Below are 23,465 nucleotides of genomic sequence, written 5' to 3'. Positions count from 1 at the left end.
TCATAAAAAATTAATAGATTTAATAAAAGGGCCGCTCAATTGCGGTTTTTTTTTGTGTTTATTTTAAATTTTTATAAGTTTTAAAAATAGTCATATCTTGTACTTTGCTTCATATCCATACAATAGATGGTTTTTCCTCTTACCATTTGGCGGAATCTTACGGCTACATTCTAAATAGTAAGGTTCAAAGAGTGAAAAACCGACTATTAGAAAGTAGTTTTGAGTTTCCAGACTGGTTGAAAGGGGGAAGGGCTATCGAGAAAAAATTAAAGGAGGAAAAAAATGAAACAAGGAATGGGTAAAAGGTTTTTCAGCTTGTTATTAACTTTGTTGTTGGTAGTTTCATTAATTCCCATCAACGCACAAGCAGCACCAAAAGTGGATAAGCCACGCGTTGACGTGAGCGACTTCATTAATAAGAACCTAGTGAATCTAAAACCATTAGAAAGAGTATTCATATCACCCAGTATTGATACTAAGACTGATAAATTTATAAGAGTAATAGTTGAGTTAGATCAAAATCCAATCAGTGTTGAACGAAATATTCAAGAACAAAATGGATTTTCATTTACTAAAGTTGATGAAAGACAAGTACTAAATAAAATATCCAACGCACAAGCAGAATTTACTTCATCACTAAAAAAATTACAGTTACCTGCAAAAGTAGTGCAGGAGTACCAATACGTATTTAATGGAGTGGTTGTCGAACTTCCCGGAAAATCAATCCCAATGTTAGCAAAAGCTAAAAACGTTAAAGGAATTTATCCGGTAGTTGAGTATTATGCCTTACCGATTGAGACGAAGCCGATGATGAGTGAAAGTGGGCCATTTGTTGGTTCAACTGCTATATGGGATCTTGGATATAAAGGTGAAGGGATTAAAGTTGGGGTTATTGATACTGGCATTGACTACTATCACCCAGATTTAGTTGATGCTTATGTCGGTGGTTATGATTTTGTTGATGATGATCCTGACCCATACGAAACTTTACCAGGCAATCCAGCTGGTGAAGCTACAAGTCATGGTACACATGTATCTGGTATTATTGCAGGTCAACATGTACAAGATAATGGAATCTATGGTATTGCACCTGAAGTAGATTTATATGTATATCGTGTACTAGGCCCCGGAGGGTCTGGAACTAGTGATGATGTTATCAGTGGAATTGAGCAAGCTGTTGTTGATGGCATGGACGTTATTAATCTTTCATTGGGAAATGATCTAAATGATCCAGATTATCCAACGTCCGTAGCTTTAAATAATGCGATGCTAGCAGGAACAATCGCTGTTACTTCCGCTGGTAATAGTGGTCCTAATCGTTGGACTATTGGTTCGCCAGCTGCATCGGCCTATGCAATAACTGTAGGTGCATCAACACCGCCTGGTGACCGTCCATTAGCAACAGGTGTTTCATCGTTAGATGAAAATTTAACCTATGATTTACGTATAATGGCTTATGATCCGACACAAGACTATCAAACTTTATTAAATCAACCGCTAGAAATGGTATATGTTGGGTTAGCATATCCAGAAGATTTTGAGGGGCTTGATTTAACAGGTAAGATAGCTTTTGTGAAACGTGGAGAAATCCCTTTTGTTGACAAGATTGCTAATGCAAAAGCAGCGGGTGCTGTGGCAATTTTGATGTTTAACCGTGATGGCTTGGATGATCACATTGGTTATTATTTGGGTGATTCAGTCAACTTCATACCGACATTTGATATGCGCGGAGATGAGGGTAGAGCTCTATTAGAAATGATCAATAATAATAATTCTACACCAACATTAATCAAAGTTAATAACGAGAATCTAAAAATAGAAAAAAACAAACCCATTCAAGAAAAACCAGGCGTGATTGAAAAAGCTCAACCAATTAAGTCAAAGGAAAAGGTTAAATCATCAACTATATATAAAGCGATGGATAATGATCTTGTTACTTTTACATTAACCGGGTTTTCTAATGAACGCTATTTAGGGGATGAATTAGCTTCATTCAGTTCTCGTGGTCCAGTTAAGAAAACATTAGATATTAAGCCGGATGTACTTGCACCGGGTGTATCAATTCGTTCAACTGTTGCTGCTTACGGCGGAGATTATACAAATGCTTATGAACGTTATCAAGGAACCAGTATGGCAAGCCCACACGTAGCAGGATTAGCAGCACTAGTTAAACAGGCTCATCCTGATTATTCGCCATTTGATGTTAAAGCGGCTTTAATGAATACATCAACTTTGATCGGAGATTTTGGTGAGTATACGGTATTTCAACAAGGATCTGGAAGGGTACAAGGATTAGAGGCTGTAACCACACCAGTATTAGTAGAAGTTTTAGATAAGACAGAATTTACGGTTGATGGTGAATTGACAGAAATGGATGACATTACGGGAAGTATTAGCTTTGGTCATGCGCCATTAGATGCTGATTTTAATGATACCAAGACTATCCTCTTGAAAAATGTTGATGGTAATGAGCATTCCTATACTGTTGATATCCAATTTTTAAATCAGGATACAACAGGTGTTACTTTAACTGTTGATCAAGAGAACATAACTGTTCCTGCAAATGGTCAAGTTGAAGTAACAGCAGAAATGTTCGTCGACCATACTTTAGCTCAACAAGATGAATATCAGGGATATATTTATTTCACAGATGAAAATGGAAATTCTGTTCATGTACCATTTGTTGTCTATGTTGGCGATATTGATATGCCAAAGGGATTTGGAGAGGTATTCCAATATCCCGAAGATTTCTCGCCAAATGGTGATGGTATCCTAGATACCACAGGTATTTATGTAGAAATTTATTCAGAGATGGACAGTCAGATGCTACTAGTTTGGGACCCAATTGCATATTACGAAGGTTATAACTATGGTTACATTGGTGAAATAGCTTACTGGGAAGGCGAAGATACCATTCCACCAGGTTTTTGGGTCATACCTGATTGGGATGGAACGTACTACGATTTCCGCACAGATGAATACGAAACCCTTCGAGATGGCTTCTATACCCTTGATTGGTATGGGTTTGATGAAGAAGGAAGTTATGTTGTGTGGAATGATCTCTATGTTGACACAGTAGCACCATCTATTCAATCGGGAAATGATAATTTCAACGTTGATGATAGCTCATTTACTTTTGAGGGAAATGTGGAAGATATGTATGTGCTGTTTGAAGAGTTAGATAAAGTAGCTGTCACTTATGATGTTTATGCTGAAGATGGAACGATGATTGAAGTAGGTGAAGTTGGTCTTAATGAAGATGGTAGTTTCTTATTAACATTATCGGATTTACCGGAGGGCGATACTAATTTAACATTCTATACTGCCGACATTGCTGGTAATACTGGCGAGACAAGTTTTGTTCTAAATTATCCTAAAACAGCTGAACTTGAAGGAACTACCGAAGCGGACATAGGTGGTACTTATGAAGTGAGTTTAGTTGCTGATGGTGTAGATAATTTAGTTGGAGCTCAAGTTGAAATAGCTTATGATGACTCTGTTTTCACTTTAGAAAGCGTAACTCCATCAGAAGCATTTATGGCTGGAGCTGGTGAAGATGGGGTTGTTGAGCTGGTAAATGAAGATCTTGGCTATACTGATGATGGCTTAAAATTAGTTACTGTAGGTGTAGCCTATAAAAATGAAGTTGAAGGTCTAAGTGGCAAGAATCAATTATTAAAAGTCACATTTAATGTCGCTAATGATTATACAAACCTAGATGAGCAGTTTACCTTTGTTGCACAAAATGCTAAGTTTGTAAACAAAGATTTAGTAGAATACCTGCCACAAACAACTTCTAATGCTGAAGTTACATTATTATCAACTTTAACAATGAGTGGAGTAATGTTACCTGAAGCATTTATGGTGGACGATGAATTAAACTCTGAAGTTGATTTCACTGCAATTGGGGCAACTTTAACTTCCGTAAATGATAAAGGTGAGTTAGTAAATGGAATGATTGACCCTGACGGAACATTTGTATTTGAACGAGTTTCACCATTTGAACAATTCAACTTAGAATTAAAAGTTCCAGGACACTTCCGTTCTGTTCTTGAAGATGTTCAAGCCCAAGTAGAAGTTGAAGGTGTATTGCAACCAGCAAGTATTGTAGTGGACTTCGGACTTCAGTTAGCTGGAGATGTTAATGGTGATGATGTCATCGATATTTGGGACGTTGTTGCTGTAGCTAGATTTTTCGGAATGGAGAAAACTGATGGGCTATGGCCAAATGAACAAGCTGGTAATGGGGATCTAAATCAGGATGGACAGATTGATATTTTAGATCTTTCATTCGTAACAAGTAACTTTGCGATGATAAATCAGTTAGTTCCTGAAGTTAATACTACACCATTACTTGAGATGCCTGAAGATCTAGATTTATCTTCACTGCAGAACTAATCAAATAGATGGGGTAGTCACTGGCTACCCTATCATCAAAATATAGTAATTGATCAGAAAATATGAAAGAGGTGAAAAGGATGACGTTGGTGCAAAAATCATTTTTAATCATCCTGATAAGTGTACTGATTATCTCTTTATTACCACTTAGTGCTAGTGCAGAAACTTTACCTACCCTTAATATAATAGATGACAAAGACGCGCTACGTGAGGGAGAAATTTTTACCTTAACAGCTGAATTGCTAGGTTTTGTTAATGATTATCAGAATATTTCATCGTTTGAAGTTGAAATCCTCTTTGATCCAAATGTTCTTGAACCGCAATCCTCTAAAGTTGAACTGGGTGATATTTTTTCAAATTGGGAAAAAAATCAATATGTTGTTGTGAAGGACAACCTTAATGAAGGTAAATTACATTTTGCAGCAAGTATTTATAAAGGTACAGAGCCATTTACGGGCAATGGAATTTTATTTTCAGCGCCATTTAAAGTTTTAACAAGTGGTACGATTGAAATAACGGTAAATAAATCCTTATTTGTTCAAAGCGATAATCCTGGGGTTAATGTTGTACATGCTGTCAATAATTTATCATTATCAGTGCAACCAGCAGAAACATCATCACCAGAGCCACCTTCGCCAAATCCTGACCCTGACCCAAATCCAACTCCAGAACCGAATCCTACGCCACCTCCTAGTCCTAAACCGACACCTAGTCCTAATCCTGGTCCATCCGAGCCACCATCAGATGGAGGAGTGGTAATTCCTGAACCAATTGAAATTGTTTATCCTACTAAGAAGAAAATTGAAGATTATAATGATTTTGAAGAAATAGCAAAAATTGATTGGGCTGTTGCAGCTATCGCTCGTTTAACTATGCTTGGCGTATTTAATGGTGATGAAAATAATAACTTCAGACCATTTGATAAGATGACTCGAGAAGAATTCGCTACAGTAATAATGCGGGTATTACAACTCGAAACAGTTACCACAACCGAAATAACTTATGATGATGTTAAACGAGGTAGTTGGTCAGATGAGGCTATAAAAGCTGTTGTTGCTAATAAGTTAATGAATGGAAAAAGGGTAGGCAATAGATTGATTTTCGCTCCAAAGGATTTGATAACAAGGGCAGAGATAGCTACTATCTTAGTTAGGGCTCTCAACTTACAGGTTAGTGATTATCCATCTCCATTCTCAGATACTTCAGGACATTGGGCACGAAGGGAGATAGATATCGCTTATCATAATGGATTGATTAAAGGGCGAAGTAAAGACCGATTTGCACCAGATGAGGAGGCAACAAGGGCAGAAGTTGCTGTGATGTTAGTAAGATTATTAGATTTTAAGCCTAATGTGAGGTAATGAATAATGAAAAAATTTTTAATCACCCTCCTGGTTTACTTGATTTTGTTTGGAATGATTCCCGTTACTGTATTTGCTGAAAATAATAATCTTGAAGATAAAGCGGATTTGTTCTTTGATGTAGCACCAAAAGTTAAAAAAAGATCAGTTTTTCCAGTAAATATTCGTTACAAAGGAAAGCAAAAGTTATATGGAATTCAATTCCAAATTAGTTATGATCCTAATGTACTTGAACTTGTGGACTTAACGGGACGGCCCTCTAACCGTGGTTATTTAGGTGCTTTATTCTCTAATCAATTAGGTGATTTGGTAATTGTTCAAAATGAAAATGAAGAAATTGATGGAAAAGCTAAATTAAAATTTGCGGTGTCTTATAAAGGTGAACCTAAAGAAGAGCTTTTAACAGATGGAGTTGTTGCCAAATATTATTTTCGTTGGCGCAACGGTGGAGTTAATTCTACTGATTTAATATGGGATCCAGTATTAACGTTATTAGTGGATGATCAGGTAAATAAAATTGAAACTTCTTTATCGAATACGACATTAAAAGGCACAAATGCCAATGCAAATAATACCAGCAATAATCAGTGTGTAAAAGTATCTAAGAATATTTCTAACGATAACGATGAGGTAATCTCTAGTGACTGTGGTGCTGATCTTACTATTCCTTCAGGTAGCCTAACGGTCGATAGTGTAGTATCACTTAAGTTTTTATCCGATGATAGTGAATTACCGAATTTAATCAGCAAAATCGTTGAAATATCGTTCGATACTCCTGCGTCATTTAAAAAACCGATAACACTAAAGATAAATTATTATGATGAAAAATTATCTGAAGGAGAGCAAGGAGCGATATATTATTATAATGATGAACTGGGGAGATGGATTTTCCTAGGGGGAACATCGAAGCAAAATATTATTAGTGTTCAAATACAGCGCCTCGGAAAGTTTGCAGTTTTTAGATATTCTCCAAAGTTATACACAGATGTCTTTGATCATTGGGCTAAACCGTATATTGAAAGACTGAGTACACTTGACATTATAAATGGTTATAAGGATCAAACTTTTCGTCCTGATAATTATGTGACAAGGGTAGAATTTGCTAAAATGCTAGTTAAGGCATTATGGTTAAGTAGCGAAGGAGTAACAATCAATTTTGCAGATGAGAATAAAATTCCAGAGTGGGGAAGAAGTTATGTAGCAATTGCTATTGCAAATAACTTAATCAAAGGTTATGAAGAAGATGGAACACTAATTTTTAAACCGTATAAAAATATTACAAGAGCTGAGATGGCGGTGATGGTTGCAAGGGCAATAAAAGATCAAACTGACTATGGGGAAACTTTATTTATTGATCAGGAAAAAATTCCACAATGGGCCAGAAATGCTATAGCATTGACCACATCAAAACAGATAATAAATGGTTTTCCCGATGGAACTTTTGGACCGGGGAAACTCGCAACTCGTGCTGAGGCAGCAAAAGTGCTTTATATGTTATTGAAGGAATTAAATATATAATTAAAACATTTGTATATTTCTATCAAAGCAAACAAAGCAGCTCCCTTTCTAGGGACTGCTTTGTTTGTTTAGGGTGTGATAGCAATTTTGTTCCAGTTTTTCAATGGACATCTCGAAATTTATGGTAACGCTTTGACAAACTATGTTTAAATTATGAAATAACTCTTCATGAATGAGAAATACTTTTTTAACTCTCTCTGGGGATTTGATGACTCCAAGGCGATTCATTTTATGAAAACCGATCAAGAGGACTTGTTGTAAAAAAACATAGTACAGATTATCAGTCATAAATTGTTTTAAATCTTTAAAATTATCTTCATAGGCCTTTTCTAAGATGTCAATAATTTCTACTATTTTTTTTTGTTCAAAAAGCTCAATCATCTGTTTAGAACGGATATTTCCTTTAATAGCTACTTGGCAAAGATTGCGAAACTTTGCTGCATATAATGAAAGTTCATCAATTAGATTTTGAAATTTTTTTGTTCGCTCAGATTGATTAATTTTATTTTTATTATTATTAATAAGTTGATCGACGCGAAGGGAGATTTTAGTTTTACAATATTTATGGATTGCCGTACTTAGTTTTATCTTAGTAGTACCATAGATTTTGGCTCCACCTTCAGTTGCATTCAGAATTTCAAGGTGAGGGTAGTTAGCGATTTTGCGTTCTAGACCTCGTTTAAAATCTAGCCACAATTGTGTAGAAGGAATTTGTGTTCCATCATTTCCTTCCGTATAAACAACGGGTTTGGATTTGATTTTAGAAACGGACTTTTTTCCGATATCTTCATAGTAAACGGAGTATTTACTATGAGTTCTCCCATCTAGACCGTAAGCAAAGTCTTGCCCAACGAAAATGATGGGGTTGGCCCCAAGATAAACAGCGATTTCAAAGGCAAGATGGGATACATTTGCTCCTGCATCAAGTTCACTTTCTTTATCGCCAATTATATTATTCATCCAACGATTAATCGATTCGGTACAACGAAAAATGGGGATTTTAGGTCCTGAAAAGGAGGGGAAGATGTTTCTATCGATTAATGCCAATGCCAACAATGAGATATCATCAGAATATTTTCGATCTTTAAAATGAAACTCATAAGCATTTCTGATTCTCTCAACGACGCAGAGTATATCTGGTTTTATATTATTTTTTGTTAGTGGTATAATAGCTGATTCAGTACTAATAATCAAACCACGACCTTTAATCTTTTTTAATTCATGGATGTTTTTGTCTAGTGATGGTCCGTTAGCAATGATAAAAGCGGGAACATCTTTATATTTGTTTTTTAAAATACTTAGATAAGGGTTTTCTATTACTTCATATACATTGGCTATTAAGTTATGAAAACCTAACAAGGTATCGTAGTGATCATTTCCAAGATAAAATATATTTAAACTAAGTTCTTTAAAGATGTAAGAATGGATAGCCAAATATTCATTTTTGAAATTTCTTTGTGCAGTTGGTGTGAAAACGACATATGGTGCAGTTGAGTATAAAAAGACGTCTGTAAAAAAGAGGGCTTGGAATTCGCTGGCAAACTCTTCAATTTTTCCAACAAAAAATCTAAATTTTTGAGTCTTAAAAATTGGTTCTAAATCAAAATAGTAGAGCATTGCAACAAATAAATAAATATTTTGTTCAAATACGATAACTATTGTATTAGGCTGTTTTTGTTTTAGTATTTCAAATAGTGGATAACCAAACCCGCATCCGTAAACGAATAGTGCTCCAGCATCTTCGATTGCTAAATTATGGTACCAGTTTTTGGCTTCTATTGTTGGCTGTGAACTATTAATGTGAAAAATGTGTTGGCCAGTATTATATTTACAAATTGGATGACCTTCCTTTGTATATTCTATTATTACATTTTCCCATATTTCTTCACTTCTTATCTTCAGAATTCTATTTAAAAGTTGAGAAGGTAGGTATTCGATATTTTTATTAAAATTGGCCATCAATTCATCTTTTTTCTCCATCTATCTCCACTTCCTTTTTCCACTTCGTAAGGAGTGGTAGAAGTTCAAATTCAATAGTATCAGTGATACCTATCAGGTCTTTATTCTGAAGATATACTAATAATTTTTCCAATAGAAAGCGTAATTCACTTAATATTATAGGATCATTTTTCTGTTCATTAGGATAAAATTTGAGGATATTTTCAAGTATTTGCATCCCTTGGGTAAAGTTCTGAAGTCCCTGTTGATCGTTACCATTTCGCCAATTATTAATAGTTATCGTCATTTTTTGTGTAAATTCTTCTAGCAACTGACCAATGTTAGTATTTTTCAACATCTTAAGTCATTCTCTCTGTCAAACAGTTTTTTCCATCCTTCATCTTTGTACCATTCCAAATTTGATAGAGTTGCCCAACTTAAGTGTAGCAACCGCTCTTCTAACGAATCAATATCCCTTTGTAGTTGCTGTAATTCTTCCTTTGACCAAAATAAATGCTGTAGTTTTTTTGCTTCCTCAATAATCCTAGCAATTAATTCTTCATAAGTAGCTAGATCTTCCAAAGTAACCACCCCTTTGATAATAGGATCTAATAACGAGGAAAAGAAGGTTTAAAATTCATAGATTACATAAATTTTAGTTCTTATATGATATGCTATTTAATTAATTTTGAGCCTTATTTTCAGCAAAATATGCGCAACCGATTAATAAAATGAATATTTTACCATATATAAATTTTTATTATAAAAGTGTTTTTATGGAGGTTTAAAATGAAACGTCAAGGAAGTTCCTCAACAAAAAAGAAGAAAATTATTGCCAAAAAGAAAAAAACTACTGTTAAGAAAAAAAGAAAAAGCAAAAGTAGTAAACCTTTGAATTTAGTAAATGAATTAGAGGTACAGGAAATGCAAATAGGAAAGTTGAGTAATAGTTATGAAAGTATAGCTGACCTATCAAAATCAGATGGACTTATTGAGATTTTTTCCGAGGGTGAATCTACAAGAAACACATTTGATAGCGATAAATTAAAGTATGTTGATTTAGGTGATGATAAAGAAATTATTGAAAAAGTCCAAATTTTTGGTGTTGATGATTCAAAGGTATTACCGATTATTACAGACCCAGAAGGACGATTGAAAGTAGTTGCTGACATCACGATCAATCCCATATCTTACAGGGAAATCGTAATTAAAAATTTACCAAGTTTGAATAACTATAATTTTACCCAACCTTTTGATGTTTCACAAAGTACTAGAACTTCGTTTATCGTGGTAAATCGTAGTTTAGTTAATACTGTAACGGTTCAACTTCAAAACAGCCCCGATAATTCGATCTATGAAACGGATCTTCCAGAGGATACTATCAAACCTAATTCATTTAAAATTTTGACCCCAACGAGATTTATTCGTTTTTATCGAATCGCCTATCGTTCAACGATTGCTGATAAACCCGCTGTAATCGATGTCTATTATCAATCACAAGGGAACCCAGTAATGCCATGAGCATTAACAGATTTAAATTTTTTAAATCTGAAAACTTATTAATTTGGTGAGAGAAGGTGGTTTTATGTCTGGAACTAAAGTTTTTAATGAAGATCCTAAACAAATAAAACCATTAGTCCATGGTTTAAATAACGGTAGTCCAACTCCAATTGCTGTTAATAGTAGTGGAAGAGTAAAGACACTTATTTATGATGTTAATGGTAATATGATCAATTTTATTTCCTCTTCATATAAGGATTTACGTGTTGTACAAATATTTGCTGAGGCTGGTTGGTTATTTAATTATAATGTTAACCCCTATATGATAATTTCAAAAACTACAGGAAGTGGAAATGTTTCAGTATCCAATAGTAAAGCAGTGTTACAAACGTCAGCTACAACCAACTCATCAGCAAAGATTGAATCCATTAGAGTAATACGTGCGGTACCAGGTGTTGGCTCACTCGTTAGATTTTCAGCTTTATTCACGACTGGTGTTACCGGAAGCACACAGATTATTGGCATTGGAGATGAGACTGATGGGCTATTTTTTGGTTATAATGGCACATCATTTGGAGTAATGCGTAGACAAAATGGTACGGATTATTGGACTCCTCAATCTAGTTGGAATGGGGATAAGTTTGATGGTACGGGGGTAAGTGGTGTAACCTTAGACCCTGCCAAGGGTAACGAATATTATATTACTTTCCAAGCTCCAGGATTTGGCTATGTATCTTTTGGAATCGAAGACCCTTCAACAGGTGATTTGATTATTGCCCACAAATTACGTTTCGCTAATTCTTCCACTAAGCCATTTTTACTTAATAATACTTTACCATTGATGGCCGAAGTAGAAAACACTACTAATAATACTAATATATCGTTAGAAACGGCTAGTGGGATGGCTTTTAATGAGGGAATAGTAACTGATGCACTTGATACTAGAAATTCGATTTCCGCATCCAAAACAAATATTTCTACTGAGAAAGCAATTTTAACTATCCGAAATAAGTTCACATATCAGTCCAAAACGAATCGTGTAAGAATAAAATTAGATTTTTTATCTATTAGTGTAGATGGTACAAAAAATGCAGAAGTTCGCTTGATAAAGAATACTACGTTAGGTGGTACGCCGAGTTGGACGGATATTAACACCAACACCAGTGTTATTGAATATGATACATCAGCAACTATCGTTACGGGAGGTAATTTAATTATATCTTCACAAGTAGCTAAAAATATTTCCAAAGATTTATTCTTGGGTGATTTGAACATTTTTTTATCTCCGGGAGATATTCTGACAGTTTCAGCATCCACATCTGGAACGGCTGAAGTTTCAGTGACTTTAAGTTGGCGTGAGATGTTCTAGATTTTAAAAAGTTTATGTCTAGTAATTGAAAATGAAGAAAGATTGTGAGAAGGTGATTTTTATGTCAGGAATTAAAGTTTTTAATGAGGATCCCGAGCAATTAAAACCATTAATTCATGGTTCAAGTGGTGGTAGTCCAACCCAAATTGCAGTTAATAGTAGTGGAAGGGTAAATACGCTTGTATATGATATTAATGGTAATATTGCGAATTTCAATTCTACAGCTTTTAAGGAATTACGTGTTGCTGAAATGACTGCTGTTACCGGCTGGACATTTAACTACAATATTAATTCTGATTTAGTTACATCTACTACGACAGGGAGTGGGACAATTACAACCTCAAATAGTAAAGCAGTGTTACAAACGACCGCTGCAACAAGCTCATCTGCTAAAATCGCAACAAAAAATGTACTTCGCTATTTACCAGGAATTGGGGCTCTTGTGCGTTTTACCGCTTCATTTACTACTGGAGTTGCGGGAAGTACACAAATAATTGGAGTAGGTGATGATACGGATGGATTCTTTTTTGGTTACAATGGAAGTTCTTTCGGAATTTTACGTAGACAGAATGGAAGTGACTTTTGGATTGCTCAATCTAGTTGGAATGGGGATAAATTCGATGGTACCGGTGTAAGTGGGGTTACCTTAGATCAGACTAAAGGTAATGTGTATTTTATTAATTATCAATGGCTTGGTTATGGTTATGTTGTTTTTGGCATAGAAGATCCATCAACCGGTGATTTTATTATTGCTCATAGTATTCAATATGCAAACACTAGTACAGATCCAACTGTTTTTAATCCAACGTTTCCAATTATGGCGGAAGTAAAAAATACAACTAACAATACTAATATTACATTACAAACTCTGAGTGCAATGGGATTTGTTGAAGGTAAAATAACTGCGGCAATCGATACTAGGAACTCAATTTCTTCATACAAAACAGGAGTTTCATCTGAAGTAGCAATTTTATCCATACGCAATAAATCAACATATCAAGCGAAAACAAATCGTGTGAGAATTAGACTGGATTATTTGTCAGTTAGCGTTGATGGTACAAAGAATGCAGAAGTTCGCTTGATAAAGAATACTACATTAGGTGGTACGCCAAGTTGGACGGATATTAACACCAATACTAGCGTTATTGAATATGATACATCAGCAACTACTGTTACAGGTGGTGACCTAGTTATATCTACACAAGTTGCCAAGAATATTTCTAAAGATCTATTCTTAGATAGTTTGGACTTGATTCTATCACCAGGTGATACTTTAACAGTTTCGGCATCCACTTCTAGAACAGCCGAAGTTGGGGTAGCTTTAAGTTGGCGTGAAATGTTCTAATCGTGATTACCAGATTTATAAAGGAGAAAACTGAATGTACTTTAAAGGAAAAAAAGTGCTGATTATTGGTGGTACGGGTTCTATTGGACAAAAGTTGGTTAGTAAAATTCTTCAAGATGATCCAACAGTAATTAGAGTTTTTAGTCGGGATGAGTACAAACAGTTTAAAATGCAAAATAAAATTGGGACTTATTCCAATATCCGCTATTTAATTGGTGATATCAGGGACTATGATCGAATCATAAGGGCGATGCAAGATATTGACTACGTTTTCCATTTGGCTGCTATGAAGCACGTACCATCATGTGAATATAATCCTTTTGAAGCTGTACAAACAAATATTATTGGCACCAACAATGTGATTCGTGCTTCATTGGTAGTTGGTGCAAAAAGGGTGGTTTTTACCAGTACTGATAAAGCGATATCACCTACTAATACTTATGGAGCAACTAAGCTAACTGCAGAACGATTAATTTTGGCAGCCCAATATAATAAAGGTCCCCACGAAACGATTTTTACAGCTGTCCGTTTTGGTAACGTGATCGGGTCTAGGGGGTCAGTCATTCCTTTATTCAAAAAGCAAATATTAGAAGATAAAAAGATAACAGTTACTGATCTTAATATGACTAGATTTATGATGACGGTGGACGAAGCGGTTACTTTGACGATTAAGGCTTTAAAAGAATCACAAGGGAAAGAAATCTTTATTTTTAAAATGCCAGTTATTCGTCTCAAAGATCTAGTAACTGTTGTTCTAGAAGAAGTTAGTAAAAAATACAAAATTAATATGGAGCAGCTCTCTATCGAAGAAATCGGACTTAGACCTGGAGAAAAGATGTTTGAAGAACTGATGACAATTGAGGAATCACGCTATTCATTGGAACTACCGGAGATGTTTATCGTATTTAACGGACTTTTAAATAGAAATTGTAATCAAAATAGGAATAAATCTCTAATAGGAAGTTATAGTTCACATAATCAGCAACCTTTAGCGCTTGAAGAAGTACGGGAGCTGATTTTATCACAAGATATAATTTAATATTTATTCTTAAAATTGGGAGGATAGGATGAAAGTATTAGTGACTGGAGGAGCAGGATTTATCGGAAGATGGGTAGTGAAACAACTGCTAGATGATGGTCAACAAGTTTGGGTTTTAGATGATTTATCCAATGGACGAAAGGAAAATCTATTAGAATTCTTAGGCAATGGTGGGTTTAAAGGTTTTATTGTAGGTGATATCAAAGACAATCAAGTTCTACAGGACTTATTTGTCAATGAATTTGATATTGTCTACCATTTAGCGGCAAGTATTAACGTCCAAGATAGTATTGATGATCCCAAAACTACTTTCGAAAATGATACCTTAGGAACCTTTAATCTTTTGGAACAATGTAGAATTCATCGAACAAAATTAGTTTTTATGAGTACATGTATGGTTTATGATCGTGCCACAGATGAAGAAGGAATTAGAGAAACCCACCCCATAAAACCAGCTTCACCATATGCAGGTTCAAAAATAGCTGCGGAAAATATGGTGCTTTCATATTACTATGCTTATGATTTGCCGACAGTGGTTATCAGACCCTTCAACACCTATGGTCCATTTCAAAAAACAGGTGGTGAAGGTGGGGTTGTAGCAATTTTTATCAAAAATAAATTAGAAGGTAAAATGCTAAATATTTATGGTGATGGAAAGCAGACGCGAGATCTGCTTTATGTAGAGGATGCGGCTAGATTCGTCATTCAAGCAGGATATTCCGACAAAGCCAATGGGGAAATTATCAATGCTGGATTAGGAAGGGATATCTCAATTAATGATCTAGCAAGATTAATCGTTAAAGATGATTCACGGATAAAACATGTCAAGCACATTCACCCACAAAGTGAGATTCAAAAATTATTATGTAATTATAGTAAGGCTAAAGAGTTATTAGGGTGGGAGCCGCAAATTTCCCTTGAAGAAGGCATTAAGCGGACTGAAATATGGATAAAAAAAATGCTTAAAAATGCTTAGGAGAGGTATTTAATCATGAAATTGGCAATTGATGGCGGAAAACCAATTAGAAGCAGTTATTTGCCCTATGCCAAGCAATGGATTGATGACAAGGACATAAAACAAGTTATTGAAGTATTGAAAAGTGATTATCTCACTACAGGTCCAATGATTCAAAGGTTTGAAACAAAAATAGCAGATTATGTAGGTTCAAAATATGCAGTTGCCTTTGCTAATGGAACTGCAGCGCTTCATGGGGCGATTTTTGCCGCTGGAATTAAAGAAGGTGATGAGGTAATAACATCGCCCATTACTTTTGTATCCAGTGCTAATTGTGTCCTATTTCAAGGTGGAACAGTAGTATTCGCAGATATAGATCACATTACATACAACATTGATCCCACAAAGATAGAAGAACTTATTACTTATAAGACAAAGGCAATTATTCCAGTGGATTTCACCGGTCAACCCGTAGATTTAGAAAAGATTAAAGAAATAGCTAAAAAATATAATCTAATCGTAATTGAAGATGCTGCTCATGCTTTGGGTGCTATTTATAGAGGTAAACACATCGGTTCAATAAGTGATATGACTATGTTTAGCTTTCATCCAGTAAAACATATTACAACTGGTGAAGGAGGAATAATCACTACAAATAACGAGAAGTATTATCAGAAATTGCTTCAATTTCGAAGTCATGGCATCACTAAAAGCCCTTCTCAGCTTATCAATTACGATGGACCATGGTACTACGAAATGCAACACCTAGGATATAACTATCGGATCACCGATATCCAGGCCGCTTTAGGTATTAGTCAACTAGCTAAACTAGACAAATTTCTTAAATTGCGTCAAAAATACGTGAAAATGTACAATGAAGCTTTTATAAATATAGAAGGGATTCAAATCCCATATCAAGCAAAAAATGTAACATCTAGCTGGCATTTATATGTAATCCGCCTTAAATTGGATAGATTATGGGTTAGTAGAAAGGAAGTATTTGCAGCACTTAAGGCTGAAAATATTGGAGTTAATGTACATTATCTCCCTGTGTATTTTCACCCATTTTATCAAGGTCTTGGTTATAAACGGGGCCTATGCCCAAAAGCAGAAAAATTATATGAAGAAATGATAACTCTCCCGTTATTTCCAAAAATGTCTGAAGAAGATGTTAATGATGTTATTAGGGCAGTAAAAAAAGTGATCGGCTACTATTTAAAGTAAATTAATAAAATTGCTCAAAGTGGGTGTTTCCAGGTGAAAATCGTTGCGATCATTCAGGCACGGATGAATTCTACTAGGCTGCCAGGAAAGGTTTTGAAATCAGTTTTAAATAAGCCATTACTGGAATATCAAATTGAGAGAATAAAAAGATCAAAATTACTAGATGAAATAGTCATTGCAACAACAGTTAAAGAAGTGGACCTTCCGATAATTGCTTTAAGTAAACGACTAGGTATTATCTATTTCCGTGGGCTTGAAGCAGATGTACTGGCTAGATATTATGGTGCGGCAAAGAAATTTCAAGCTGACATAATAGTTCGTTTAACTTCAGATTGTCCTATAATCGACCCACAGATTATCGATAGAGTTATCGAATATTATCTACTCCATCAAAATGTCTACGATTATGTTTCCAATATATTAAAAAGAAGTTATCCGAGGGGGATGGATACAGAGGTTTTTTCCTTTGAATCCCTAGAAAAAGCTCATTTTCAAGCAACAAAACCATTTGAAAGAGAACACGTAACCCCATTTATTTATAAACATCCTGAACTTTTCGGTTTAGGAAATGTAGCTAGCAAAGAAGATTTAAGTCAATATCGTTTAACCGTAGACACACCAGAAGATTTTCAACTAATTAAAAGAATAATTGAGCATCTTTATCCCCTAGACCAAAACTTTACTCTATTTGATGTTATCAAATTACTAGATAAGATTCCTGAATTGGCGCAAATCAATATGGGAGTAAAGCAGAAAGATTTAGACTAATCTTCTTGTGAAATGAGTGGAAGGGATGAATATATATTTTAGAGTAGATGCTTCCCTAAAAATTGGGACAGGTCATGTAATGCGATGTTTAACTTTGGCAGAAGAACTTAAAATTGAAGGTGCAGAAGTAACTTTCATCTGTCGGGAGTTGGAGGGGAATCTTATAGATTTAATAAAAAGTAAAGGTTTTAAAGTTTTTCGTTTGCCATTTCAATCATCAAAAGATAAATCAGGAACAACATGGGAAATTGATGCAAAACAAACAATAAACGTTTTAAAAGAAGAAAAGAGAGATATAGATTGGTTAATTGTTGACCACTATGCCTTAGACATTCACTGGGAATCTCAAATAAGACGCTATGTTAAAAAAATTATGGTAATCGACGATTTAGCAAATCGGCAACATGATTGTGATTTATTATTGGATCAGAATTTATATAAAAACATGGAAAAACGCTATGATAAGCTTGTTCCGCATAAATGTATAAAGTTACTAGGTCCTAAATATGCCCTGTTACGTTCAGAGTTTAAAACAGTTCGGAAGAGTCTAGAAGAGCGAGATGGTAATGTTGAACGCATTTTGATTTTCTTTGGAGGAACTGATCCAACAAATGAAACAGAAAAGGCAATAAAGGCAGTAAGTTCTTTAAACAAACCCAATATTAAAGTAGACGTGGTAGTAGGTGAAGCTAATCCAAATAAGAAGAGGATAAAAAAACTTTGTTCTACCATTCCAAATGTAAATTATTATTGTCAGGTTGAAAATATGGCAGAATTAATGGCCAATGCTGATTTAGCTATTGGTGCAGGAGGATCATCAACATGGGAACGTTGTTATGTTGGTTTACCAACTATTACATTAATTGTAGCAGAGAATCAAAGTGAAATGACAGTAGCGGTGGCAGAAAAGGGGGCGATATGGAATTTAGGTTATTCATTTAATGTAACTATTGAGATGATTACAAATGTGTTAAAAAAAGCAATAAATAGTCCGCATATTTTAAAAGAAATGGGGAAAAAGGCTATAGATTTGATTGATAGTCGTTCAATTAGTAATGACAGTTTGTTAATACAATACATCTTGGGGGAACGATAGATGTTATTGGAAAAAAAATATAATTTAAGAACGATAGAGGAATCGGATCTGAACGTTGTTTTAGAATGGCGTAATTCTGAACGAATTCGATCCAATATGTATACTGATTCTATAATTTCAATGAATGAACATCGGAAATGGTTTGAAAAAATAAAACAAGATCAAAGCTCATCATTCAATATATTTGAAATTCAAGGAACTCCAGTAGGAGTTGTTCATTTTTATAATATAGATAGAAGAAACAACAAGTGTATGTGGGGATTTTACATAGGAAAAGAAGATTTACCACGAGGAAGTGGTTTAATTATGGGATATTTCGGATTAAGATTTGCATTTGAAGAATTGGGTATCCGTAAAATATCCGGTGAAGCTTTAGCCTTTAATAAGGCTAGTATTAATTTTCATAAGAAGTTAGGCTTCCTAGAAGAAGGAAGATTCTTAAAACATATCTTAAAAAATAATAAATACGAGGATGTTGTATCTTTTGCTATTTTCAAAGAGGATTGGAAGCAAAATAAAACTAGACTTAAAAAAATAATTGAAAAGTATGAAACATAAAAAACTTTTAAGACAACTTCTAAAAACAAATTTGAGGAGATATGAATATGAGTATCAATAATATTACTTTAGCGGGAAAGAAAATCGGACCTCAATCTCCACCGTTTATCGTTGCTGAAATGTCCGGCAATCATAACCAATCATTGGATAGAGCTCTAGCAATTATAGAGGAGGCAGCAAGAGCGGGAGTTGATGCCGTTAAACTCCAAACCTATACTGCAGATACTATGACGCTAGATGTTGATGATTTAGACTTCTTGATAGTAGATAGTAATAGTTTATGGAAAGGGAAAAGCCTTTATCAGCTATACAAAGAGGCTTATACGCCTTGGGAATGGCATAAACCAATATTTGATCGATGTAAAGATTTGGGGTTAATATGTTTTAGTACTCCCTTTGATGAAACTGCTGTAGATTTTTTAGAATCATTAGATGTTCCAGCCTATAAAATCGCCTCCTTTGAGAATGCCGATATTTCTTTGATTAAGAAAGTTGCAATTACAGGAAAACCTTTAATCATCTCAACCGGTATGGCTAGTATTGCAGAATTGGATGAAACGGTACGAACAGTTAGAGAGTTAGGTAACGACAATATCATCTTATTAAAAACAACTAGCACTTACCCAGCCTCTCCAGGGAACACTAATATTCTCACCATTCCCCATATGAAAAAACTATTTGATTGTCAAATCGGTCTTTCAGACCATACATTAGGAATAGGGGTAGCAATAGCCAGTGTAGCTTTGGGAGCTACAATTATTGAAAAACATTTTACTCTTTCACGTGAAGATGGGGGAGTTGATTCGGCTTTCTCAATTGAACCTAAAGAAATGAAGGCTCTAGTCATTGAAAGTAAGCGTGCTTGGCAGGCTCTTGGAAAAGTTAGTTATGGAGTGACAGAAAAAGAAAGGGATTCAATGAAATACAGACGCTCCCTATATATTACACAAAATATGAAAGCTGGAGAAGTTTTAACGAAGGAAAATGTACGTTCTATAAGACCTGGTTATGGTTTAGAACCAAAGTTTTATGAGGTTATCCTAGGTAAAAAAGTTAAAAAAGATGTGGAAAAAGGTACACCTCTTAGTTGGGAATTAATTTATTAGTCATCATAACTGAAAGGAGTGTGCTATGAAACGAAAATCTAATAGAAAAGTACTAGGTGACTTGCGAAAAATGAATATTCAAAATATCAAAGAAAATTATCAGCGAATTTTATTGGAGCCTTTTCCAGTGGAAACTAGGAAAATTGTTGAATTGGTAAAAAATAAGAATTACAAAGCGATCGTTATTTACCCTGCTGATAGAAAGTCTGGTCCACATGAACGTCAGTTAAATATTCTAAGGCAGTTCGCTAGTAAAAAATACCTATGTTTTTATTGTGAAATCTCTAGTGGACGTGATCTAATAAAAGAATTGGAGAAAAATTTATTCATTATTAATAATGATTTGTATTTATTGCCATTCATAAGAAGTAAATATGTGATTACCATGGTTTCCCATTCTACCCAAATGATATTTGCTGATTTATTACCTAATAAGTTAGTTTGGTATGATGTCTTTAATAGAAAGTATTTGTTATTAAAAGAAAATCTAAAAATTTTAAAATATGCTGATATAGTTAGTTATGCCAATCAGCAATTCAAAAAATATGTGAGACTTGGGGAAAATGCAATCTTCCTGCCTCAAGAAAAATCTGAAATCGTAGGAATTTTTGAAAAGAGAATAAATAATAATTATTTATGGTGGAAAATATATGCTAACATTAATCCAGCTGACGAAATTGCTGTAATGACTTCTACTTTTTTTGATTTCAATGGTGAGGATTTCTATTCTGGTGGAGCTGAAAGATACTTAGTAGATTTAGCTGAACTTTTTTCCAAAAAAAATCTTATCTTAAACGTTTATCAAAAGGGGAATTTTCCTTGGGTTCGTAGATATAAAGATATTGATGTGATTTCATTATTTATCGATAATCCCCAACAAATCGGATTTAATCGAAGTTTTTACGAACAAATTGAAGGAAGAACGCTTCTTAACATCTATTCTGCTTACTTTGAGGCCTATCCACAGGTAGCTCATCCTAATATTGGCATTAGTCATGGTGTAGCATGGGATAATCCCATAAATTATTTTAGTTCAGGTAATAAATTTTGGGAAACAAATCTAAGATTTATCGAAAGTGCAAAGTTGTGTGATCAATTGGTTTCTGTCGATACTAACACTGCCAATTGGTTTCAAACGATAAATTATGAAATAAGCCGTAATATAAAAGTTATTCCAAATTACGTTGATTTGAAACAATTCACTCCAAGAAAAAATTACGATAAAAAAAGTGAAAAGATAGTTATAATCTATCCCCGTAGACTCTATAAACCTCGCGGTTTTTATTTAGTCCTTGAGATATTAGATGACATTTTGGTAAACTATTCAAATGTAGAATTTCATTTTGTAGGAAAAGGCTTAAATTCTGATACTAAGCATTTACTTAAGAAGCGAGAAAAATGGGGTGACAGAATAAAATGGTATACATTGCCACCTAAAAAAATGGCGATGGCATATCAGAATTCCGATATTGCTCTAATACCAACGATAAATAGTGAAGGAACTAGTTTATCTTGTCTAGAAGCAATGGCTTGTGGTAATGCTGTAATTGCTACAAGGGTTGGAGGTCTAACAGATTTAATAATCGATCAATATAATGGATTGTTAATTGATCCCAAACCTCAGGCCTTGAAGGAAGGGATTATTGATTTATTAGAAAACAAAGAAAAATTAATTGACTTTAAAAAGCGTAGTGTTGAAGTTGCCAAGGCATTTTCTAAAGAAAACTGGATAAAGAAGTGGGAAAAGTTAATCGACCACCATCTAAAAGGTGGATTTTCCAAAAAACAAAAAGGACGCTTGGTGGAAGTATATCTTGAGAAATTACCACCTAATATATTAGGGTTAGGTAAGTTGATAAACACACTATTAAGTCGAGGTGATCTAATATATATTTATGTGAAAAATTTTGAGCTAAGTAAAAATCTAAGTTTTGGAAGGATTCAATGGTTAGATTGGAACACTGAAAAATATTCTATTCCTGATTTTATTATTGCTGATGAGATGATAGCAAAAGAAATTAATAGTAAGATTGATTTAACAATTAATAGTACTTGGCTAAAAAAGTTTACACATTCTCCCCAAAAATATTATCCCCAGTTAGGTATAAAGACAAAAATCTCCCGTAGTTAGTTGGGAGATTTTTTAATGCAGTTTTCATATTAGATTTTTACGATGACTAGAAAGTATTCTTTTAATTTGATAATACCTCATTTGCCATGAATGAAGCTTAATCCAATTGTTGGACCTATTATAATCTATGGGAATCTTATTATTTAATATTAGGCTAATGTTTTTGATAAACGAATTGTTGTCTTTACCGACAAATACATTAGGAACGTTTCTTGCTTCAGGAATATTAGTGGACACAACTGGTTTTCCTGCCGCAAGGTATTCATACATCTTAATTGGGTTTGTTGCTGAAGTGATTTGGTTGATCTTAAAGGGAATCAAACATACGTCACAATAATAAAGATATCTGGGGATTTGTTGGTATGGTTTATGCCCAAGAAAAACGATATTTTTACTAGAAGTATTAAATTTTCTACCGAATTCAGTCCCAATAATGGTGATTAATGCATTTGGGAATGCTTGTGCTACTTGTTTTATTAGATTAGTATCAACCCATGGTGCCCAAGCCCCTACATATCCAATGATAGGTCCATTATGCTGTAGGTATTCCCTAGGTTTTTCTGGTGGGGAGTCTTTATATCTTTGAAAATGTTTTATATCACAGCCGTTAGAGATCAGATAACTTTTCTTTTTGGGAAAGTTTTTTTCTATGTAATTTTGAAGGTTTTTGGCTGATGTTATAACTATATCAGCTTTTTGTACGGAATTTTTAACATATTTAGACCATTCAGGGAAATTATCTATAAAATCAAAAATAACAAAGTCGGGAGAATACCGGTGGACATAGAGAGATTGTAAAGGCCATGAAAACCAAAGTATGATTTTTTTTCTCTGTTTTTTAAACTTAGGGATAATTTCTTGGATAAACCTCTTGTTATTGTGTACTACAAATAGATTTGGTAGAGCTTGAGAAAATAGTTTGGATGACTGTGTTTTGTTACAAAAATATACTTCGTGTCCATCGAGTGCAAATTGTTTCATCAATTGCTGAGGGCGTTGAAACATCCAATTCCAATCTAATGTGGGAGGGTATATAATTACTGCCATCTTCTCACTCCTTGTTTTGTCCATAACAAAGTTTTTATATATTCTATTCTTCAAAAACTTACATTGGTATGGTCGTTTTTATCGATTTAAGTGGTCAATAGTACATGCATAG

18 protein-coding genes are annotated in these 23,465 nt (G+C 34.3%); 14 read left to right on the top strand and 4 right to left on the bottom strand.

Annotation, left to right across the window (positions count from 1 at the left end; all coding sequences use genetic code 11):
- The first annotated feature begins 282 nt into the window (after positions 1-282).
- The 3 genes from BHF71_RS08430 to BHF71_RS08420 all read left to right on the top strand — a co-directional run bounded on the left by BHF71_RS08430 (position 283) and on the right by BHF71_RS08420 (position 7,277).
- Complete coding sequence (locus tag BHF71_RS08430) at positions 283-4,398, top strand: S8 family serine peptidase (protein ID WP_069657225.1); 4,116 nt, start codon at positions 283-285, stop codon at positions 4,396-4,398.
- An 80-nt stretch (positions 4,399-4,478) separates the two neighbouring features.
- Positions 4,479-5,759, top strand: coding sequence for an S-layer homology domain-containing protein (locus BHF71_RS08425; protein WP_069657224.1), 1,281 nt, complete (start codon positions 4,479-4,481; stop codon positions 5,757-5,759).
- A 6-nt stretch (positions 5,760-5,765) separates the two neighbouring features.
- On the top strand, positions 5,766-7,277 hold the full coding sequence (locus BHF71_RS08420) for an S-layer homology domain-containing protein (protein WP_069657223.1): 1,512 nt from the start codon (positions 5,766-5,768) through the stop codon (positions 7,275-7,277).
- Between the two features lie 48 nt (positions 7,278-7,325).
- On the opposite strand, the gene BHF71_RS08415 is transcribed toward BHF71_RS08420, so the two are convergent.
- The 3 genes from BHF71_RS08415 to BHF71_RS08405 are packed head-to-tail and all read right to left on the bottom strand — an operon-like array spanning position 7,326 to position 9,797.
- Positions 7,326-9,257, bottom strand: coding sequence for a motility associated factor glycosyltransferase family protein (locus tag BHF71_RS08415; RefSeq protein ID WP_069657222.1), 1,932 nt, complete (start codon positions 9,255-9,257; stop codon positions 7,326-7,328).
- On the bottom strand, positions 9,241-9,573 hold the full coding sequence (locus BHF71_RS08410; protein ID WP_069657221.1) for a hypothetical protein: 333 nt from the start codon (positions 9,571-9,573) through the stop codon (positions 9,241-9,243). Before BHF71_RS08410 ends, BHF71_RS08415 begins: the two co-directional genes overlap by 17 nt.
- Positions 9,567-9,797, bottom strand: a complete 231-nt coding sequence (locus BHF71_RS08405; RefSeq protein WP_069657220.1) for a hypothetical protein — start codon at positions 9,795-9,797, stop codon at positions 9,567-9,569. Before BHF71_RS08405 ends, BHF71_RS08410 begins: the two co-directional genes overlap by 7 nt.
- 207 nt (positions 9,798-10,004) lie before the next feature.
- Between BHF71_RS08405 and BHF71_RS08400 the strand changes: the two genes are divergently transcribed.
- The 11 genes from BHF71_RS08400 (at position 10,005) to BHF71_RS08350 (ending at position 22,306) form a co-directional block, all read left to right on the top strand.
- Positions 10,005-10,736 (top strand): DUF6385 domain-containing protein, encoded by a 732-nt coding sequence (locus BHF71_RS08400; protein ID WP_069657219.1) that lies wholly within the window; start codon positions 10,005-10,007, stop codon positions 10,734-10,736.
- Positions 10,737-10,800: 64 nt separating this feature from the next.
- Positions 10,801-12,084 carry a hypothetical protein gene (locus BHF71_RS08395; RefSeq protein ID WP_069657218.1) on the top strand — a complete coding sequence of 428 codons (1,284 nt, stop codon included), beginning with the start codon at positions 10,801-10,803 and terminating at the stop codon, positions 12,082-12,084.
- Positions 12,085-12,145: 61 nt separating this feature from the next.
- On the top strand, positions 12,146-13,429 hold the full coding sequence (locus BHF71_RS08390) for a hypothetical protein (RefSeq protein ID WP_069657217.1): 1,284 nt from the start codon (positions 12,146-12,148) through the stop codon (positions 13,427-13,429).
- Between the two features lie 34 nt (positions 13,430-13,463).
- A complete protein-coding gene (locus BHF71_RS08385) occupies positions 13,464-14,468 on the top strand; it encodes a polysaccharide biosynthesis protein (RefSeq protein WP_069657216.1) in 1,005 nt (334 codons plus the stop codon).
- Between the two features lie 28 nt (positions 14,469-14,496).
- Positions 14,497-15,444, top strand: coding sequence for a dTDP-glucose 4,6-dehydratase (locus tag BHF71_RS08380; protein ID WP_069657215.1), 948 nt, complete (start codon positions 14,497-14,499; stop codon positions 15,442-15,444).
- Between the two features lie 15 nt (positions 15,445-15,459).
- On the top strand, positions 15,460-16,647 hold the full coding sequence (gene pseC, locus BHF71_RS08375) for a UDP-4-amino-4,6-dideoxy-N-acetyl-beta-L-altrosamine transaminase (protein WP_069657214.1): 1,188 nt from the start codon (positions 15,460-15,462) through the stop codon (positions 16,645-16,647).
- A gap of 33 nt (positions 16,648-16,680) precedes the next feature.
- On the top strand, positions 16,681-17,415 hold the full coding sequence (locus BHF71_RS08370; RefSeq protein ID WP_069657213.1) for a cytidylyltransferase domain-containing protein: 735 nt from the start codon (positions 16,681-16,683) through the stop codon (positions 17,413-17,415).
- A gap of 25 nt (positions 17,416-17,440) precedes the next feature.
- The gene (pseG, locus tag BHF71_RS08365; protein ID WP_069657212.1) at positions 17,441-18,511 is read left to right on the top strand and encodes a UDP-2,4-diacetamido-2,4,6-trideoxy-beta-L-altropyranose hydrolase; all 1,071 of its coding nucleotides are present in this window, start codon (positions 17,441-17,443) and stop codon (positions 18,509-18,511) included.
- A complete protein-coding gene (gene pseH, locus BHF71_RS08360) occupies positions 18,512-19,069 on the top strand; it encodes a UDP-4-amino-4,6-dideoxy-N-acetyl-beta-L-altrosamine N-acetyltransferase (RefSeq protein ID WP_069657211.1) in 558 nt (185 codons plus the stop codon). It begins immediately after the preceding gene.
- A gap of 47 nt (positions 19,070-19,116) precedes the next feature.
- Entirely contained in the window at positions 19,117-20,175 is a 1,059-nt protein-coding gene (pseI, locus tag BHF71_RS08355) for a pseudaminic acid synthase (protein WP_141705365.1), read from the top strand.
- Positions 20,176-20,200: 25 nt separating this feature from the next.
- Positions 20,201-22,306, top strand: a complete 2,106-nt coding sequence (locus tag BHF71_RS08350; protein WP_069657210.1) for a glycosyltransferase family 4 protein — start codon at positions 20,201-20,203, stop codon at positions 22,304-22,306.
- Positions 22,307-22,330: 24 nt separating this feature from the next.
- Here the strand turns inward: BHF71_RS08350 and BHF71_RS08345 are convergent, their stop codons facing one another.
- Positions 22,331-23,353, bottom strand: coding sequence for a glycosyltransferase (locus tag BHF71_RS08345; protein WP_069657209.1), 1,023 nt, complete (start codon positions 23,351-23,353; stop codon positions 22,331-22,333).
- Positions 23,354-23,465 lie beyond the last annotated feature (112 nt).

The organism is Vulcanibacillus modesticaldus, assembly GCF_001730235.1.
Classification (GTDB): domain Bacteria; phylum Bacillota; class Bacilli; order Tepidibacillales; family Tepidibacillaceae; genus Vulcanibacillus; species Vulcanibacillus modesticaldus.
The sequence above is the reverse complement of the archived record's forward strand: the minus strand, read 5'-3'. Positions and strand labels throughout refer to the sequence as shown.